Source organism: Kaistella pullorum (assembly GCF_014837035.1).
Taxonomy (GTDB): Bacteria; Bacteroidota; Bacteroidia; order Flavobacteriales; family Weeksellaceae; genus Kaistella; species Kaistella rhinocerotis.
Genome location: NZ_JACSPS010000002.1, coordinates 158,977 through 177,507, shown reverse-complemented (window position 1 = coordinate 177,507; position 18,531 = coordinate 158,977). Strand labels below are relative to the sequence as shown.

Genomic DNA, 18,531 nt, shown 5'->3' with positions numbered 1-18,531 from the left:
TGTTTTATGCGAATTTATAATCTTTTGCAAAATCTTTCGTCATGAGTTCATAGCATACCCGAAACCACACTACGCAGCACGGCAAAGCCTTGAGCGAATATTTCATGATATAATTTTCCTTAATTGACTTCGGAAACAGATCTGAAAACGAAAAGCACGTGAGTATGATAACGAATACCAACAGCGCGATATCAACTGCCGTTTTTTCTTTCTGCATCAAAAACCACAACATCACACCCGAAACCGCTATGATAAAGGTAGGCGATTCGGAACCGGAACTGAAAAGCACGATAAACAAAAGCGTGGACGCCAGAATCATCATTTGGAAAGCCAAATTTTTATACTGTTTAATCCGAAGATACGGTAATCCAAACAAAACGATACCCGGCAGCAGAAACGTAAGGTTTGAAATTTCTGCGCCGCTGATCCTCCGCACAATTCCCATCAATGAGTAATCCTGACGGTTGCCCAATACCTGATTCGACATATTCTTCTCCGATAAAGACTGGTACCAATCCGCATAAGATCTTAAACCAAAGCCGGGATTTGAGATTATCATTGGCAGGATGAAAAACAAAACCGCAACCGCGATGAATGCACCGATAAACCGAAGTTTATTTTTAATAAAGAAAAATGAAGAAAGCCCCGCGATCCCGTACAGTTTTACGAAGAACCCAATTAAAATCGCGAAGGCAGATTTGGCTTCCTTCCGCTCATAAACGTACACAGCGGACAGCATCAGTAATCCCGTCAATGCAATGTTAAATTGAAGACTCACCGCGGCTGTGATAAATTCCTGCAGACACAGCCATGCAAAAAACGCTTTATACTGGTTCGGGAACGGTAATTTATGGATGGCATAGGTGAAAATGGCGGCATTAGCGACGTTCCACAAAACCATTCCGAACCAATCGGGAAGCAATGCAAATGGCGCGATGATTACGCTGAACAGGATGCCGTAATGATTGGCATCAAAATGCGCGTCTGGATAGTATGAATAAATATTCCGCTCACTCAGCGTGTTGACGAAGACATTCTTAAAAATCAGATAATTATTATATTTCAGCGGTCCGCCCAGATATTTTGCAATGGCAGAAGCGGCAGAAACAAGAAAATAAATCCCAAAAATATATTTGGGATCTGAAATGAATTTTAAGAATTTAGATTTCACGGTGCAGGGTTATACTGCGACGTTATTTTCGCGAAGCGCATCATTCAGTGAGGTTTTCTTATCGGTAGATTCTTTTCTCTTACCGATGATCAGCGCGCACGGAACCTGAAATTCTCCGGCCGGAAATTCTTTGGTATAACTTCCCGGAATCACGACCGAACGTGCGGGTACACGACCTTTAATTTCAATTGGATCATCTTCTGTAACATCAATGATTTTTGTGGAAGCCGTAAGTACCACATTCGCGCCTAAAACAGCCTCTCTTTCTACGTGCACACCTTCTACAACGATGCATCTGGAACCCACGAAAACATTATCTTCGATGATTACCGGCGCAGCCTGCAACGGCTCTAAAACGCCACCAATACCTACTCCACCACTCAGGTGTACGTCTTTCCCGATCTGCGCACAGCTACCTACCGTCGCCCACGTGTCTACCATAGTTCCGGAATCTACAAACGCGCCGATATTCACATAAGACGGCATCAGGATCACGCCCGGCGCAATATACGCACCTTCTCTGGCAACCGCATGCGGCACCACACGAACGCCTTTTTCGGCATAATTTCTTTTTAATGGCATTTTATCGTGAAATTCGAACGGACCCACTTCGATAGTTTCCATCTTTTGGATCGGGAAGTACATCACCACCGCTTTCTTCACCCATTCATTTACTTTCCAGCCATTATTGGTAGGCTCCGCAACACGCAATTCGCCTAGGTCAAGTTGGCGGATTACCTCGCGTATCGCCGCCTGGCTGTCTGCGTTCTGCAAAAGGTCGCGGTTATCCCAAATATTCTCGATGGTCTGCTGTAACATATCTGATTATTTTTAAATATTAAAATTGAGGCCGCAAATCTACAAAACTCTGCGCACGAAAAGATACGCCTGATTCCAGTATTTTTCGTTCAGCGATGAAATGATGACGCCTTTTGACGTAGAAGCATGAATGAATTTCACCTCGCCGCCATGACCAATGTCGTGCACAATACCCACATGCGAAACGCGGCTACCGCCCGCTGTGGCGAAAAACACCAAATCACCGGGTTTGGCGTCGCGGATGTTTACTTCTTTTCCGGTACTCGACTGGTCTTCGGAGCGGCGTGGCAGTTTCGTTTTGTTCTCATCGAAAACTTTTACCACCAAACCGGAACAGTCGAAACCCGCCGATGTATTTCCGGCGTATTTGTAAGGTGCACCGAGATATTTTTGCGCATCGCGGAGAATCTCTTCGATCTGCGAATTCAGTTTGCCGGAAAAATTAGATTCCAGATTTTTTAAGTTGGGAGATTTTGCAACGGTTTTTGTAGGAATGCTTCGCTTTACGACTGCGGGTTTGGAAGCGCCACATGAAACTAGAAGCAATGCCAGAACGGCCAGAAGAAGGTTTTTCATAGTAGAGTTCGCACTGAGGTTCAAAAGTACTAAAATTATTTTGTCTAAGCTGAATATCACAGCGTTTTCCGGGTGTTAATAGATTTTTAATCTTAAAAATATCTTCATCAAAAGTTTTTGGTTAAAAATTATTTATATTTAAAAACTTCAAGCAAAAAACAATGACTTTACAGGATCTGAAAGATGTATATAAAACTGAATTAAGCGCAATTTATGATGCAGGCGAAATCACGGAGCTGTTTGCGGTATTCACAACAGAATTTGTAGGTCTAAGCCGAATGGAACAGCGGCGGTCTTTGGATTTAATCCTAACCGAAGACCAAACAAAAGTACTTATACAGGCTCTAAACGAACTGAAAAGCGGAAAACCCTTCCAGCAAATCCTCGGAAAAACCGAATTTTACGGTGTTGATTTTATTGTGACTGAAGATGTGTTGGTTCCGAGACCCGAAACGGAAGAACTGCTAGAACTGGCGATTGGACAAATAAACCGCATACATACCACCAAGAGAACGCTAAAAATACTTGATATTGGGACCGGCAGTGGTATCATTCCGATAATCCTGAAAAAGCATTTTCCGGAGGCTAAAGTTTGTGCCGTCGACTTCTCTCAGAAAGCGCTTGAAGTTGCGCAGAAAAACGCGGCACTGCACAACGTGGATATCAATTTCATCCATGCAGATTATCTGAATTCTGAACTTTCTGATGTTTTTGAGGTGATCATTTCGAATCCACCCTACATCAGACAGAATGAAAAATCGGATATCGCCGTCTCTGTGAAAGATTTTGAACCCGAAATGGCGCTGTTTTCACCCACCGAAAATGCGCTCATATTTTACGAAAAGATCGCCGGGGACTGCAAAAAACATCTAGCTGCGGGCGGAATGGTATTTCTCGAAATCAATCAGAAGCTTGGAGCGGAAACGTGTGGACTGTTTGAAGAGGTTCTGACCCGCGCGGAACTCGTGAAAGATATTTCCGGGAATGACAGGATGGTATGGGGAATAAAATAGGATATAATTTCGTGGTCCGGTTTTGTATGGCGCGAGCGAAGCGAGCGCCAAAAAGTTTTTTTTGTCTCTCCGAAATGAAAAATACCTGATTTTTTAGCCCCGATGGAAGCGGCATCCCCGGCGACGCGCCAGCGGCGGCGGGATATAGCGGACAGCGGGTAAAGTCGTCGAAAAATCGACTCACTTTCTTGCTCCTAAAAAATTACCCGATTTTCTTTTTCACGAAGACCATGTACGACATGTAGATTAGTGGCAAAGCCATGATGGCGAGGTAAAGTGCATTCTCGATCGCACGCTCCGGCTGAAGCGCCACCGCAAAGACCAGTCCGAAAAATGCACCGCCTAAATGTGCGGCATGTCCGATATTGTCATTTTCACGCGGGTTCAGCATCATATACACCGAATACGCGAAGTATGCGAGTCCAAAAATGTAGCCCGGGATCGCAATTGGGATGAAGAAAAAGTAAATCCCGAGATCCGGAATCATCGCAATGGATGCGAACAGTATTCCCGAAACGCCACCGCTCGCACCAATAGCCGAATACCAAGACTGGTTTTTGTACAGATACAGCGAGAACAAGTTTCCAAGCAGTATAGAGCCGAAGTACACGACTAGAAATCCGATTGGTGTGAAGGCCTGAATTACAATGGGCGCAAAAAAGTAAAGCGTCATCATGTTGAACAGCAGGTGCATCATGTCCCCGTGCAGGAAGCCCGCGGATATAAGCCTTACATATTCTTTCCGCTGTAAGATTGCACCTATATTGAATTTATACTTCTCGAACATTTCTCTGTTGCTGAACGCAACGAAACTGATAATGGCCGTGGCGGCTATGATAATAAGTAAAAAGGTATCCATATCTAAATAAAAAGTTTCAGCAGCGCCGAAACTTTGGTGTTAAACTATTTCTGAGGTTAAACTCCGGGCAAGTAATTTTTCGTGCATTGGCTTCAGAACTTCAAGACTGCCCGTTTTCACTGTACATTTACCTTTGTAGTGAACCAAAATGGTACATTGCTCGGCCTGTTCTAATGTGTGACCGCAAATTTCGATCAAAGCCTCGATTACATAGTCGAAAGTGTTTACATCATCATTCCAAAGCACAATTTTATATACTTCGTCTTCACGCTCCAGCAGCGCTACTTCTTCATCATATTCGCGCTGCGGATTTTCATAATCGCGCACGTTATCAAAAAACTGATTAAGCATTTTTAGATTTCTGAGATTTCGTCTGTCAGTTCAGACATGATGTTCGGCTCGTCATAGGTGAGTTCTACAACGTCCACACTCTTATTCTGCATTTTGAGAATCTTCACATGGTAACTGTTCATCACAAACTCCTGATTTTCCTCCGGAATATCTTCAAGCTCATGCAGGATGTAGCCGGCCAGCGTATTGTATTCACCGTCTTCGGAAAGCGGAAATATCTTTGGCAAATGTTCATTGATCTCATCCAGGTTTTGAGTCGCCTGCACGCAGTAAACATTTTCGCCAACTTTCTCTACGATTCTGTCTTCGTCATCTTCCTCGTCCTGAATTTCTCCTACCAGTTCTTCCAGAATATCTTCAAGTGTGATGATACCTTCCGTACCGCCAAACTCATCGATAACCACGGCTAAATGCTGCTTTTTCTGCTGGAAAACTTTCAAAAGATCAGAAATTTTCTTGCTTCCGACTACGAAGAAGGCTTCACGCATCAGTTCTGCAAGCGTGTCGTGCGTCACTTCGCCTTTGGTACGCACATACACACGGATGATTTCTTTCGCATAGAAAATTCCGATGATATTGTCAATCGAACCTTTATAGACCGGAATACGCGAGTACCCGCTGTCCATGATTTGCGTAATGATATCTTCTATCGGATCTTCAATGTCGATTGACGCAATATTCTGACGCGGCACCATGATCTGCTTCGCAGAATGGTCTGTAAAATCAAACGCGTTCTTGATGATCTCATAATTTTCTTCCTGGATCTCACCGCTGTCCGCAGACTGCTTCACCAAAAGCTGAAGTTCTTCTGTGGAGTGTATTTCATGTTCCGTAACCGGATGAACTTTCATTAATCTTAAAACCGCATTTGACATCATGTTCATTGACCAAATGAAAGGTTTGAAAACAGTATAAAAAACGCGAAGCGGCATTGCGATCGCCATCGTAGTAGGTTCAGCTTTACGGATTGCGATAGATTTTGGTATCAGTTCACCAAAAACGATGTGCATGATCGTGATCAAAAGGAAACTTACCACAAGAGATACCGTATAAACAGTGGCTTCCGCAATTTGGAAGTTAAAATAATGGAAGATATTTTCTATGATATGATGCAGGGCGCTTTCACCTACAAAACCGAGTCCCAGAGAAGCGAGTGTAATACCGAGCTGCGTGGCGGAAAGGTATTCATCAAGATGTTTGATGATGTGCTCGGCCTGCTTGGCCATTGAGTTGCCTTCGGCAGCTTTGATTTGAATTTGAGAGTAACGAACCTTAACGATTGAGAATTCTGCGGCTACGAAAAAGCCATTGAGTAATACTAAGAATAAAGCCAGTAAAAGCTTGACGACGTCTGAGTCCATTTAATTTTTTAAAAATAATTCCTACAAATATATATAAAAAATAAATAACGCCGGGGAAACGATCCGCCATCCAAATGCATCAATATTGCGCGGTTAGCACCAAAAAAAGCACCGGCAAAACCGATGCTTATATAAATTTGTCTATTGAAATTCTTACGAATTTTTAAGGGCTTCTGCGCCGGATACAATTTCAAGAATCTCATTTGTAATCGCAGCTTGTCGTGCTTTATTATAGAAAATCTTCAGATCATTTCTCAGGGCTTCGGCATTGTCGGTTGCCTTGTGCATCGCCGTCATCCTGGCGCCGTGCTCAGATGCAATAGAATCCAGAATTGCTTTGTAGACCTGTGTTTTGATCGATTTTGGAATCAGAACATTCAGGATGTCGGCCGCATTTGGCTCGAAAAGGTAGTCTGTATTCGCAGATCCTTCTTTTTCCGACATCTTTATCGGCAATACCTGCTCAAGCTGAACTTCCTGCGTTGCGGCGTTGATAAATTTGTTATAAACAACAAATACTTTATCGAATTTACCCTCACGGTAATCGCGCATCACATTCTCCATGAAATTTGATACCACCTGGAAACTCATGCCATCGAAGATCGCACTTTGGTTATCATACACGGTACGCGTTCTGCGAACTGCATCGAACACTTTTTTCCCAACGGCTAAAATTTCCACTTCGTGCGGCGTATTGCTCAGTGCGCTGTTCAGCTCTTTGATTACCGAAGAGTTGAAAGCCCCCGCAAGACCTTTGTTTGAAGTAACTACGATGAAAAGAACCTTTTGCACTTCTCTTTCCTCAGTAAATGTGGAGATCCCTTCAAGATCCGTCGAGGAACTTACATTTTCAATAATTTCCTGCAATTTTTCCGAGTAAGGTCTCAGCATTACGATCGCGTCTGTAGCTTTCTTCAGCTTAGCTGCAGAAACCATTTTCATCGCGCTGGTAATTTGCATCGTAGAAGAGATGGAAGTAATTCTACCCCGTATTTCCTTTAAGTTTGCCATTTGTTCTATAGTTGTCGGTTGTCGGCTTCTGGTTGATAGTTTTAGAGAAAATCCCGTGAGCTACCAACCAAAAACCATCAACAAATATTAATTATATTTTGAAGCCAATTCTGTAGCTGCCTGCTTCAGAACGCCTGTAATATTATCGTCGATCTTTCCAGCTTTGATAGCGGCCATCGTATCCGGATGTTTTGATCTAAGGAACTCCACATACTCTTTCTGGAATTCTTTTACCTTTCTGATTGGGATATTTCTCATCAGGTTTTCTGTACCTGCATAAATCATCGCTACCTGAGAATCTACAGGAAGTGGTGAGTTTACCGGCTGCTTAAGAAGCTCTACGTTTCTCTCACCTTTAGAAATTACACCTTGCGTAGAAGCATCAAGATCGGAACCGAATTTAGCAAATGCCTCAAGTTCTTTGTACTGAGCCTGATCTAGTTTCAATGTACCTGAAACCTTCTTCATCGACTTGATCTGCGCGTTACCTCCTACACGTGATACAGAGATACCTACGTTGATCGCAGGACGTACACCTGAGTTGAACAGATCAGATTCAAGGAAGATCTGCCCGTCCGTAATCGAAATTACGTTCGTTGGGATATATGCAGAAACGTCACCAGCCTGTGTTTCGATAATTGGAAGTGCAGTAAGTGAACCGCCACCTTTTACGATAGGTTTTAGAGAATCCGGAAGATCGTTCATTTGTGCCGCAATGGTATCATCAGCGATTACTTTTGCAGAACGCTCCAATAATCTGGAGTGAAGGTAGAAAACGTCACCTGGATAAGCCTCACGGCCCGGTGGTCTTCTCAATAGAAGAGAAAGTTCACGGTATGCTACGGCCTGCTTTGATAAATCATCATAAATGATCAATGCAGGACGACCTGTATCACGGAAATACTCACCGATTGCAGCTCCGGCCATTGGCGCGTAAACCTGCATTGGAGAAGGGTCTGAAGCGTTTGCAGCTACAACCACTGTATATGCCATCGCACCTTTATCTTCTAATGTTTTAACGATCTGTGCAACGGTAGAAGCCTTCTGCCCAACTGCTACATAGATACAAAATACTGGTTCACCAGCGTCATAAAATTCTCTTTGGTTAAGGATGGTGTCAATCGCCACAACTGTCTTACCAGTCTGACGGTCACCGATGATCAGCTCACGCTGACCTCTACCAACCGGAATCATGGAATCGATGGCTACAATACCTGTCTGAAGAGGTTCTGTAACCGGCTGACGGAAAATAACTCCCGGCGCCTTTCTTTCCAATGGCATTTCGTATAAATCTCCGGTGATCGGTCCTTTACCATCAATTGGGTTTCCTAAAGTATCTACTACTCTACCCAACATGCCTTCACCTACATTGATAGATGAAATTCTTTTGGTTCGGTTTACCGTATCTCCTTCCTTCACCTGCTTAGACTCACCAAGAAGTGCTACACCCACATTGTCTTCAGCAAGATTAAGAACGATTCCTTCGATACCGCTCTCGAATTTTACCAATTCACCGTACTGAACATTTTCTAAACCGTACACTAAAGCGATACCATCACCGATGGTCAATACAGTTCCTACCTCTTCCACATTACTCTGTGTGTCGAAGTTTGCCAACTGCTGTTTAAGAATTGCAGATACTTCTGCCGGATTTATTTCTGCCATTTTATGGTTGTTTTTGTCTTAATTTAATTGAAATTCTTTTTTAAGCTTGCTCAGTTTTGATCTTACAGAAGCATCGATTTGCTGATCTCCCACTCTCAGGATATAACCTCCAAGAAGTGATGAATCGATTACCGTCTTCACATCAAATTTGTTGTCATGATTGATCAAATCTGTCGCCTTCAGGATGTTTTTTTGGTTCTCATCTGTAAGTGGAGCCGCTGACGTAAGCGTAATTCTCTGCACGCCGTTCATTTCGTTCACTTTGTTGATGAATTCCTGAGCTACGTTCTGCATTTGGCTTTCGCGACCCTGTTTGATGATCAGTGTGATCAAATTTTTGGTTACCGGTGAGAAACCCTTGAAGATTTCCGCAGCAATCGATTGCTTTTTCTTGCCGTCAATAATCGGCGACGCGAAGAAATTCTGAAGTTCACGGGAATTGGCAATCGTTTTTGCAACATCACCCATTTCCGCAAATACAGCCTCAGTATTTCCGCTGTCCTGCGTAAAGCTCAGCAGTCCCTGTGCGTATCGTTTGGCTACTTTACTTGTAAGCATCTTAGTTCAGGTTAGATTTGTTCAGGATGTTTTCTACTAATGCATTCTGCGCACCGTCATTGCTGAGTTTTTCCTTAAGGATAGACTCCGCGATGTTTACGGATAAAGTTCCGATCTGGTTTTTGATGTCAGACATCGCCGCTGCTTTTTCTGCCTGGATAGACTGGCGAGCCTGCTCGATCATTTTATCACCCTCTACTTTTGCAATTTCTTTGGCTTCACCTACGATTCTTTCCTTAATCTCACGCGCTTCCTTCAGAATGTTATCGCGCTCTACCTTAGCTTCACGGATAATGATTTCGTTTTCAGCTTTAAGGTTTTGAACTTCCTGCTTAGCCAATTTAGCCTGATTAAGTGAATCAACAATAGTTATCTCTCTCTCATTCACGGCCTGCATGATCGGTTTCCATGCGAATTTGTGTAAAACAAACAGCAAAATCAAAAAGATCACAGACTGAATGATAAATAAACCTGACGAAAAGTCTTCTAATAATCCCATACGAGTTATAATAAAATATTGTTCTTAAATTTTTTTTCTAATTTTTTAAAAAAGATCACTTGCCGTAACCAACCGTTCCCGGCAAGTGAAAATTTCTGAGTGTTCTTAGTTTACTGCGAACAATGCAGCAAATGCAAGACCTTCTACAAGTGCAGCAGCAATAAGCATCGCAGTTTGCAGTTTACCTGCCTGCTCTGGCTGACGAGCCATACCTTCCAAAGCAGCAGCACCGATTTTACCGATACCAAGACCTGCTCCGATTACTACTAGACCTGCTCCTACTAACTTAGGGATTTCCATAATATATAATTTAAAAAATTAGTTTCTGTTTATTGCTTTCAGCTACTTTTAATCAGCTGTTGGCTACTTCTGCCGCTTACGTGGCTCTATTTACTTTTTACTATTGCTTTTGCTCTTATTAATGAGCTTCTTCATGATGGTGCTCCTCATTGGCCATACCGAAATACACCGCCGAAAGCATCGTGAAGATATACGCCTGAAGGAACGCTACCAAAATTTCGAGCAAATAAAGCACGAATGTCAGGAAAGGGAACGCGATACCCGCGATTACATTTTTAAAGACATAAATCATTGCAATAAGCGACATTACTACGATGTGACCCGCAGTCATGTTCGCGAAAAGACGGATAAGCAGCGCGAAAGGCTTGATAAACATCCCGATAATTTCAATCGGCATCATCACCAGCTTCATCGGCCAAGGCAAGCCCGGCATCCAGAAAATGTGCTGCCAATATGTTTTATTTGCGGTAAACTGCGTCAAAAGGAAAGTCACGATCGCCAACGCAGCAGTGATTGCTAAGTTTCCTGTCACGTTGATCCCGAAAGGCATCAGACCTAAAACATTAAGGAACAGAATAAAGAAAAATACGGTCAGCAAGTAACCCATGTACTTTTTATAGTTCGTCCCGATGTTTGGTTTGGCAATGTCATCACGAATGAAAATAATAAGCGGTTCGAAAATCTTCCCTGCACCAGATGGCACCAAAGAATTCTTATAGCTTCTGGCAATCGATACAAAAAGAAGCGTCATCAGAATCGCTACTAAAAGGATAGCGAAAACGCTTTTTGTAATTGACAGATCCAGCATTTTAGCGTTGGTCGCATGTCCTTGGTCATCCATTTTGATGGTTCCGGAAGCATCTGTCTTATAGATTTTTTCGTGGAATAACTTGTAGTGGCTTCCTTTGCTTTCCACGGTATTTTCACCATGGTTAAAGGCAGAACTCATCATCGTGTGAAGCCCGTTGTCCTGATCATAGAAAATTACCGGCAACGGAAACCCGATATGGTGTCCGTCTTTGGTTACCATGATATCGAAGCTGTGAGCGTCCTTCACGTGGTGCTGAATAAACTCCTGGTTTTTAGCTTTTTCAGCCTGGGCCTCAGTTACATTTCCGGCAACCTGTTCAGTAGCGTGTGCATCAGCTGCACCGGTTTCGTGCTGCGCCTGTGAAAGCGAAAATGTAGATAAAAATCCAAGTAAAAGGATAACTCTTTTAAGCATTATGATATATCTTTTTAAAGTTTTGCAAAAATAGGATAAATATTCAGATTACAAAGAGGTTGTCTCCTGATTTTTTTCATCTTTTTCGGCGGCCGAGGCATCCTGAAACTGAATAAGTTTCACCGCAAATAGGGTTTCGAGGATAAGTGATACCAGATATGGAATTGCAAAATGCAGCTTATAGTTCGGAACGGTACTCAGTTCAAGCTGACCCATCGCGATGAAAAGCGCCGCCATCTTCACCATCACCAAACCCAAAAAACCAAAACCGATATACTGCGGGAACTGGTTTTTTATAATGCTAAGAACGGTAATCACCATCACGAACAGCAGCGTAAGGAAAATATAATAGCGGAAGAACACGACATCAAAACCGATCTTCAACCATTCCCAAAGCCCGAAATGCACGGCAATCATGACAAAGAACAAGATGATATAAAGTGTGGTAGGTTTCATTTTCATTTTTGAATATTTTTTAGCTGTTTCAGCAGATTGTAAAATGCCAGTCCCATCGCGGTGAAACCGATAGCAACCGTCAGCAGGTTGCTTTCGATTTCATAATAGTCGTTAATCTTCTTTCCTCCCCAAAAACCAAGTCCCATCGTGGCCAGCATTTGGAAAACTACAGCTGAATAAACACCGTACTGCCGCAAGCCCGAGGAGGCAAATTTGCGTTCAACGTCTTTACCCGCAGAGTTTGGGTTGGTATTTTCGGTTGCCATTTTATTAATTTTTGCAAAGCTAATGATAATCAGTCAGCCTAAAAATTTTCAATTTTAAATATCCGCGATTTTCCCTATTTTTGCGCATCTTTAAAATAAAAAACCGATGTTCAACAGTTTACAGGATAAATTAGACAAAGCTTTACACAATATCTCAGGCCGCGGAAAGATCACCGAGATCAATGTGGCTGAAACCGTAAAAGAAATCCGACGCGCACTGGTAGATGCCGACGTAAACTACAAGGTGGCGAAAGACCTCACAAAGCGTGTTCAGGACAAAGCTTTAGGCCAAAATGTTCTCACGAGCCTCACGCCGGGACAGCTGATGACCAAAATCGTGCACGATGAGCTTGTAGAGCTTATGGGTAGTACGAGTGAGGGCATCAATCTTTCGGGCAAGCCTTCTGTGATTTTGATCGCAGGTCTGCAGGGTTCAGGTAAAACCACTTTCTCCGGAAAATTGGCGAACTATTTAAAGCAAAAAAGAAACAAAAAACCTCTTTTGGTGGCATGCGACGTTTACCGTCCGGCCGCGATCGAGCAGCTTAAAATATTAGGAACCCAAACCGGAATCCCTGTTTATACGGAAGAAGGTGCCTTAAATCCTTCGTCTATTGCTGAAAATGCGGTAAAATTTGCGAAAGAGAATAATCATGATGTAGTGATCGTGGATACGGCTGGCCGTTTGGCAGTTGATGAGCAGATGATGAATGAGATCAAATCGGTTCATTATTTCATCAAGCCGCAGGAAACACTATTCGTAGTAGATTCCATGACCGGTCAGGATGCGGTGAATACGGCGAAAGCGTTTAACGAAGCCTTGAATTTCGACGGTGTTGTACTTACGAAACTGGACGGTGATACGCGTGGTGGTGCGGCGCTTACAATCCGTTCGGTTGTTGAAAAGCCTATCAAGTTTATTTCTACCGGTGAAAAAATGCAAGCGCTCGACGTTTTCTATCCGGAAAGGATGGCCGACAGAATCCTTGGGATGGGTGACGTGGTTTCCCTCGTAGAACGTGCCCAAGAACAGTTTGATGAAGAGGAAGCTAAAAAACTTCACAAGAAAATTGCAAAGAACGAGTTCGGTTTCGATGATTTCCTGAAACAGATCAATCAGATCAAGAAAATGGGGAACATGAAGGACCTTATGGGAATGATTCCGGGAGTTGGCAAAGCGATTAAAGATGTGGATATTCAGGATGACGCCTTTAAACATATCGAAGCGATCATCCACTCTATGACGCCGGAAGAAAGAAGACGCCCGTCAATCATCAACACGCAGCGTAAAAACCGAATTGCACGCGGAGCCGGAAGAAAAATAGAAGATGTAAATGCTTTGATGAAACAGTTTGAGCAGATGGGCAAAATGATGAAGATGATGCAGGGACCGCAAGGCAAGCAGATGATGGAAATGATGAGCAAAGGAATGCCGAAGATGCCTGGAATGGGCGGAAACCTCTTTGGGAAGTAAGAGTTCGAAAAATTCAGATAAAAAACAAAACCCGGATCAGATGATTCGGGTTTATTTTAGATATGAACTTAATACTATTTGAACTTGTAGTTAAGACCAACGTTCAGTGTGTTGATTTTTGCAGAAGCACCGGCATCTTTAGCAGCTCCTTTGATATGATCATTTAGCTGAAATCCGTATCTAGCCTCCACGCCAAAAGCTTGAGTAAAGTTGTATCCCGCTCCAAGCGCAAGACCAAAATTAAATCTGTTGTAGTACTGATCCATCCCTGCAGGAACTTCAGCAAGATCAAACATTAACTGAGGACCGAATGCCAAGTTAAATTTTGGATCAACATAATACTTCAACATTACAGGAATTTGCAAAGCGTTGGTATCTTCAGCAAAAAGATAATTAATGCCAGGTGCTATATTTAAGCTACCATCAAGGTTGAACTCTCCAAAAAAGCCAACGTAACCACCAGTCTGTGAGTCACTCTCAGAATATCCGGGAGCTTCAGCTTTTGCATTAAAAACTGCTACACCACCAGTTAAACCAAATGATTGCGCGTTAGCCAATCCAGCTGCCACGAATGCAACAGCAAAAAGTAATTTTTTCATAGTTTTTATAAAATTTTGCCGCGAAACTAAGCGTTTTAACTTATGTTAACAACTTTTTGCGAGCAAATTTTAATAAAATTATTCTTCCCGCTGGCGCTGCTCTTCCTTTCCATAGGCATTGATGATCTTGCGCACCACCGGATGCCGCACCACATCTTCTTCCGTAAGATGTACAAAACCGATCTCCTTTACATCTTTCAGAATGCGCATCGCCTCTTTAAGGCCGGATTTCTGACGCAGCGGCAAATCTACCTGGCTTGGGTCGCCCGTGATGATGAATTTGGCATTCATTCCCATCCGGGTAAGAAACATTTTCATCTGGGCGTGCGTAGTATTCTGCGCTTCATCCAAAATCACAAAGGCCTCATCTAGGGTACGGCCGCGCATGAAAGCCAGTGGCGCAACTTCAATCACCTTTTTTTCAATGAATCCTTCCAGTTTTTCATGCGGAATCATATCGCGAAGCGCATCATAAAGCGGCTGCAGATATGGATCAAGTTTTTCTTTAAGGTCGCCCGGCAGGAAACCAAGGCTCTCACCGGCCTCCACTGCGGGTCTTGTAAGGATGATGCGTTTCACTTCTTTGTCCCGAAGGGCGCGTACTGCTAACGCCACGCTGGTATAGGTTTTCCCCGTACCGGCCGGCCCAATGGCGAAGACCATATCTTTTTTCTCCGATTCCTTTACCAGAATTTTCAGATTGGTGGTTTTGGCTTTAATGATTTTACCGCTGACGCCTTTTACAATGATATCCTGATCGAACACGATCTGCTTTTCAGTTTCGCTCTTTATGCTGAGTATATTCTCTACATCCTTCAGCGTAATGCTGTTGTTTCGGGAGATGAAACCTATGATATCATCCAGCTTATTTCGGAGCAAATCCAGCGTTTCCGTGTTGCCCTGTGCAAAGATAAAATGGTCTCGCCCGGTTATTTTAAGGGTTGGAAACGTAGATTTTATAAGATTAAAATATTGGTTGTTGACGCCGTAAAATGTTTTAGCGTCTATGCCTGTAATTTCGTAATTCAGTTCAAACATTCAGTTGTACTTTGTGATCGTTAATTTGTTTAAAATTATTCATTTTATTTTAAATACACGCTTTTGTGCCGGCGAATACGTCGCAAAATATTTTTTTACTTTAAATTTGCCGTTCCTATTTTTCCAATAATGGCGGTCATCACATTCACATCAGATTACGGATTGGTTGATCACAGAGTTCCCGCTGTGAAAGGTAAGATACTGAGCCTGAACGAGAATGCTTTCATCGTGGATATTACGCACGAAATCCAGGCATATAACCTTTTGCAGACGGCCTATATTGTCCGGAACGCATACCGGCACTTTCCTAAAGGCACCGTGCATATCATTGCAGTCGACAGTTTTTTTACTAAAGCCCGTAAGTCCCTTGTTTACGAAGCCGACGGACATTTCTTCATCGCCGCCGACAATGGCGTGATGAGCCTTATCTTTCACGACCTGAAACCGGACAATGTTTATGAACTTACGTTCAACAATCGTTTTGATGATGCTGTTTCATTTACATGTACCGATATTTTCGCGCCTGCTGCCGTACATTTGCAGAATGGCGGTTTACCGGAAGTAATCGGGCGCAAATATAATATGCCGAAGCAACTTGCTCTGCCGCGCGCCGTCTTCAATGAAAAAGAGAAAATGATCATCGGCGAAATTATTTACATCGATAATTTCGGAAATGTAGTATCCAATATCAACCGTCGCTTTTTCGAAAAATGGAGCATCGGTTACACCGGTTTTTACTTAAAATTCAGGAACCTTGCATTAACGAAAATCTACAATCAGTACACCGAATTGATTGCTGACTGGTCGCTGGAACATGAATACCACGGTAAATCCGCAGCCATTTTTAATGATGCCGGCCTCCTCGAACTTACGATCTATAAAGGTAACCGCCAGAACGGTGCGAAAACACTTTTCGGACTTCATGTCGGCGAACGTATTTACATTGAATTTTTGTAAATCTTAAAAACCTTTAAACATTAAAAAAAAATTAGCCGGCTCTTTTCAGAACCGGCTAATTTCGTTATCAATTATTAATTATCTAATCACTTTCTTGGTCACAGTTTCTTTTGAAGTTGTAACGCTCACCACATAAGTTCCTCTTGGTAAAGAAGACAGATCAAGTTTTGCAACTGTAGAATCCACCTTTGCACCTTTAGACACCATTTTACCGGAAGCATCAAATACCGAATAGGACAGTACTTTATCTTTCGAAGTAATGGCAAAGACACCTGCAGTAGCTGTTTGCGAAATGTTTACATCGCTTGAGAGCGCAGCGTCATTCACACCCAAGATCGAGCTTTCAAAATGAGCCACCCAGCCCGCTTCAGTTGCTCCTGGATCTGAAATAAATCTTACTGTGATGGCACCTGTAGAATGCGTGGAAGTAAATGGTCCCGGAATGGTATTTCCACTGATCTGTGTACCGCCTGTAAATCTTGGTGAACCGGTACTTGGTCCGTCATACACATTCATGAAATCATATCCCTGCTCCGTAGCAAACTCTGTGAATACCAATTTAAGTTTGGCATTAGGCGCGCAAGTGGTTGAAGGATAGAATGTCTTAATGATTATCTGGCTGTCACCATAATTAGCATTTGCACCACCCGGATCGGTAAACGGAACACCCGCACACCAATCTGCGTCGGTAAGTATAAGCTGCTCATACGCAAATGCCTGTGGACCTGAACAGTCTGTTCCTACAGCGATGGTGTAATAAATTCCCTGCTCAAGGTTTGAAAAAGTAAGTACTTTGTTGGTCGTATTTCCGGAAGCAACAACGGTTCCGTCCATTTTCGCCAATCTGTATTTCCAGCTTGTACCCGTAGCATCAACGATTGTTGCACTTGCAGAAGTAGCGGTTACACTGGTGATAGTAAGTCCGGTTACAGTAAGTGCACACGAGGTTACACAGTTGGTTCCAAGGCACCCTTTAGAATTTACCGTATTTCTGATCAGCGCACCCGGCTGCGGACCAAAACCAAGTGAAAAGTTGATTCCCACAGAGCCAACAAGGTGGCAATAACTCATGATCGTACCGCCGTTTGTGGGAAGCGGTGCGTTACAACCCTCGTCATTACCCGATGCAGGACCGCAACCGTCGATCGCGGTATCATTGCCGTTCCAGGCACATGCGTGCGTGTGTGGCGACCCGAGGTTGTGACCAATCTCGTGGGTCATTGCCTCAATGTTCCATGAATAGGTAGGTACGTTCTGGTAACTGAAGTTTACCCCTGAATACGAATATTTGTAAGTGCTGCAAAGTGCATTTACCCAAGCGATACTTGTAGTTGCGGGGTTTCTAAGTAATTGTGCGATATCACCGTTGAAAGATGTTCTTGTATTTCGGAACTGGTTCAGGATATTCGACGGTGTACCGGAATATGGATCCGTGGTTGTCCACACCATCACTTCACTTAAAGCTACTGTTATTCCGTCATTTGCGTAAAGCGTAGAGATATTGTTATGCATTGCAGTCACCCAGTTGGTGGTAGTCTGCACGTTTGAACCATTCTGTGTATATGGTCCGAAGCCCGCTTCATAATAAATCCTCACGCAGTTGTCCGTCTTTTTGTCGGTCATTGTTTTCGGATCGAAAGACGGCATCGCCATTTTTTGGTTTTCAATGAGTTCATCTGCCGCGCAGCTAAAAGGATTTGCCTGCTTAAGATTGGCATCATTGTAAGAAACAAAATATTCAGAATCCCTGGTCTTTCCGATTACGATGTTACCGATATTCCTAATTGAAGTAACACCTACCACATCGTCATTGAAGAAACTGATGGCGACAAGTGATTCATTATCACCTTTCACGATCCCGTGATAGTATACGCCGGGTGAATAAGTTGTGCGGCCTTTGTCAGTACTCAGCCTGAAATCATCGGTAAGGAAATTGTTTTTCACCAATTCTACGGTGATATCTTTACCCTCAAATGGGAAAACCATTTCTAAAGCTTCCGGTCTTTCAGCATTTATACGCGAAATTTCCGCGGTATTCAGTTTCATTACCGAGACGCCATCTGCGGCGGCCTGGTATTTATTTCGCAGCTGCACCGATTTTTCTTCGGTGAACAGACTGTATTTAGCAAACATCTTGTTCGCGCTGTGCGCGCGCTGCACCTTTTCTGCAACGGGCCTCAGGCTCTGCGAAAACCCTAAAGCGAATAATGCAAAAGTGAAGCACACTTGGAGAATTCTTTTCATATGTAATATTAAATAGATTATTTATCTGCAAAAAAAGTAAATAATATTGAAATACACACCGAAACCTGTAATTTTAACAAAAAAATTCG

Annotated in this window: 20 protein-coding genes; 3 read left to right on the top strand and 17 right to left on the bottom strand. The window is 43.0% G+C overall.

From position 1 onward, the window contains the following. Window positions 1-4: 4 nt before the first annotated feature. Genes H9628_RS05295 through H9628_RS05285 form a run of 3 tightly spaced genes read right to left on the bottom strand, consistent with a single transcriptional unit; the run spans window position 5 to window position 2,566 of the window. Window positions 5-1,171 (bottom strand): glycosyltransferase family 87 protein, encoded by a 1,167-nt coding sequence (locus tag H9628_RS05295; protein ID WP_251833085.1) that lies wholly within the window; start codon window positions 1,169-1,171, stop codon window positions 5-7. Window positions 1,172-1,180: 9 nt separating this feature from the next. Further along, window positions 1,181-1,990, bottom strand: a complete 810-nt coding sequence (locus H9628_RS05290; RefSeq protein ID WP_251833084.1) for a 2,3,4,5-tetrahydropyridine-2,6-dicarboxylate N-succinyltransferase — start codon at window positions 1,988-1,990, stop codon at window positions 1,181-1,183. A 39-nt stretch (window positions 1,991-2,029) separates the two neighbouring features. Next, window positions 2,030-2,566 carry a C40 family peptidase gene (locus H9628_RS05285; RefSeq protein ID WP_251833083.1) on the bottom strand — a complete coding sequence of 179 codons (537 nt, stop codon included), beginning with the start codon at window positions 2,564-2,566 and terminating at the stop codon, window positions 2,030-2,032. A gap of 161 nt (window positions 2,567-2,727) precedes the next feature. On the opposite strand from H9628_RS05285, the gene prmC reads away from it, so the two are divergent. Continuing rightward, entirely contained in the window at window positions 2,728-3,579 is an 852-nt protein-coding gene (gene prmC, locus H9628_RS05280) for a peptide chain release factor N(5)-glutamine methyltransferase (protein WP_251833082.1), read from the top strand. Window positions 3,580-3,781: 202 nt separating this feature from the next. On the opposite strand, the gene H9628_RS05275 is transcribed toward prmC, so the two are convergent. The 11 genes from H9628_RS05275 to H9628_RS05225 form a co-directional block, all read right to left on the bottom strand. Next, window positions 3,782-4,438 (bottom strand): rhomboid family intramembrane serine protease, encoded by a 657-nt coding sequence (locus tag H9628_RS05275; protein ID WP_251833081.1) that lies wholly within the window; start codon window positions 4,436-4,438, stop codon window positions 3,782-3,784. A gap of 39 nt (window positions 4,439-4,477) precedes the next feature. Then, a complete protein-coding gene (locus tag H9628_RS05270) occupies window positions 4,478-4,789 on the bottom strand; it encodes an ATP-dependent Clp protease adaptor ClpS (RefSeq protein ID WP_251833080.1) in 312 nt (103 codons plus the stop codon). Window positions 4,790-4,791: 2 nt separating this feature from the next. After that, complete coding sequence (locus tag H9628_RS05265) at window positions 4,792-6,150, bottom strand: hemolysin family protein (protein WP_251833079.1); 1,359 nt, start codon at window positions 6,148-6,150, stop codon at window positions 4,792-4,794. A gap of 153 nt (window positions 6,151-6,303) precedes the next feature. Then, complete coding sequence (gene atpG, locus H9628_RS05260; protein ID WP_251833078.1) at window positions 6,304-7,161, bottom strand: ATP synthase F1 subunit gamma; 858 nt, start codon at window positions 7,159-7,161, stop codon at window positions 6,304-6,306. A gap of 87 nt (window positions 7,162-7,248) precedes the next feature. Next, a complete protein-coding gene (gene atpA, locus H9628_RS05255; protein ID WP_251833077.1) occupies window positions 7,249-8,826 on the bottom strand; it encodes a F0F1 ATP synthase subunit alpha in 1,578 nt (525 codons plus the stop codon). Between the two features lie 18 nt (window positions 8,827-8,844). Then, window positions 8,845-9,384 carry an ATP synthase F1 subunit delta gene (atpH, locus tag H9628_RS05250; RefSeq protein WP_251833076.1) on the bottom strand — a complete coding sequence of 180 codons (540 nt, stop codon included), beginning with the start codon at window positions 9,382-9,384 and terminating at the stop codon, window positions 8,845-8,847. Window position 9,385: 1 nt separating this feature from the next. Then, the gene (atpF, locus tag H9628_RS05245; RefSeq protein WP_251833075.1) at window positions 9,386-9,883 is read right to left on the bottom strand and encodes a F0F1 ATP synthase subunit B; all 498 of its coding nucleotides are present in this window, start codon (window positions 9,881-9,883) and stop codon (window positions 9,386-9,388) included. Window positions 9,884-9,988: 105 nt separating this feature from the next. After that, a complete protein-coding gene (gene atpE / locus H9628_RS05240) occupies window positions 9,989-10,183 on the bottom strand; it encodes an ATP synthase F0 subunit C (RefSeq protein ID WP_012782425.1) in 195 nt (64 codons plus the stop codon). A gap of 118 nt (window positions 10,184-10,301) precedes the next feature. After that, on the bottom strand, window positions 10,302-11,408 hold the full coding sequence (gene atpB, locus H9628_RS05235) for a F0F1 ATP synthase subunit A (RefSeq protein ID WP_251833074.1): 1,107 nt from the start codon (window positions 11,406-11,408) through the stop codon (window positions 10,302-10,304). A gap of 48 nt (window positions 11,409-11,456) precedes the next feature. Beyond that, window positions 11,457-11,864 carry a hypothetical protein gene (locus H9628_RS05230; protein WP_251833073.1) on the bottom strand — a complete coding sequence of 136 codons (408 nt, stop codon included), beginning with the start codon at window positions 11,862-11,864 and terminating at the stop codon, window positions 11,457-11,459. A gap of 2 nt (window positions 11,865-11,866) precedes the next feature. Beyond that, the gene (locus tag H9628_RS05225; RefSeq protein WP_251833072.1) at window positions 11,867-12,130 is read right to left on the bottom strand and encodes an AtpZ/AtpI family protein; all 264 of its coding nucleotides are present in this window, start codon (window positions 12,128-12,130) and stop codon (window positions 11,867-11,869) included. 106 nt (window positions 12,131-12,236) lie between these two features. Here H9628_RS05225 and ffh point away from each other — a divergent pair, with 106 nt between their 5' ends. Next, complete coding sequence (ffh, locus tag H9628_RS05220) at window positions 12,237-13,604, top strand: signal recognition particle protein (RefSeq protein WP_251833071.1); 1,368 nt, start codon at window positions 12,237-12,239, stop codon at window positions 13,602-13,604. A gap of 74 nt (window positions 13,605-13,678) precedes the next feature. On the opposite strand, the gene H9628_RS05215 is transcribed toward ffh, so the two are convergent. Both H9628_RS05215 and H9628_RS05210 read right to left on the bottom strand, forming a co-directional pair. Then, a complete protein-coding gene (locus H9628_RS05215) occupies window positions 13,679-14,203 on the bottom strand; it encodes a porin family protein (protein ID WP_251833070.1) in 525 nt (174 codons plus the stop codon). 78 nt (window positions 14,204-14,281) lie between these two features. Beyond that, window positions 14,282-15,241, bottom strand: a complete 960-nt coding sequence (locus tag H9628_RS05210; protein WP_251833069.1) for a PhoH family protein — start codon at window positions 15,239-15,241, stop codon at window positions 14,282-14,284. A 129-nt stretch (window positions 15,242-15,370) separates the two neighbouring features. Here H9628_RS05210 and H9628_RS05205 point away from each other — a divergent pair, with 129 nt between their 5' ends. Next, window positions 15,371-16,198, top strand: a complete 828-nt coding sequence (locus H9628_RS05205; RefSeq protein WP_251833068.1) for an SAM hydrolase/SAM-dependent halogenase family protein — start codon at window positions 15,371-15,373, stop codon at window positions 16,196-16,198. 78 nt (window positions 16,199-16,276) lie between these two features. Here the strand turns inward: H9628_RS05205 and H9628_RS05200 are convergent, their stop codons facing one another. Beyond that, window positions 16,277-18,442 (bottom strand): M12 family metallo-peptidase, encoded by a 2,166-nt coding sequence (locus H9628_RS05200; RefSeq protein WP_251833067.1) that lies wholly within the window; start codon window positions 18,440-18,442, stop codon window positions 16,277-16,279. Window positions 18,443-18,531: the final 89 nt, after the last annotated feature.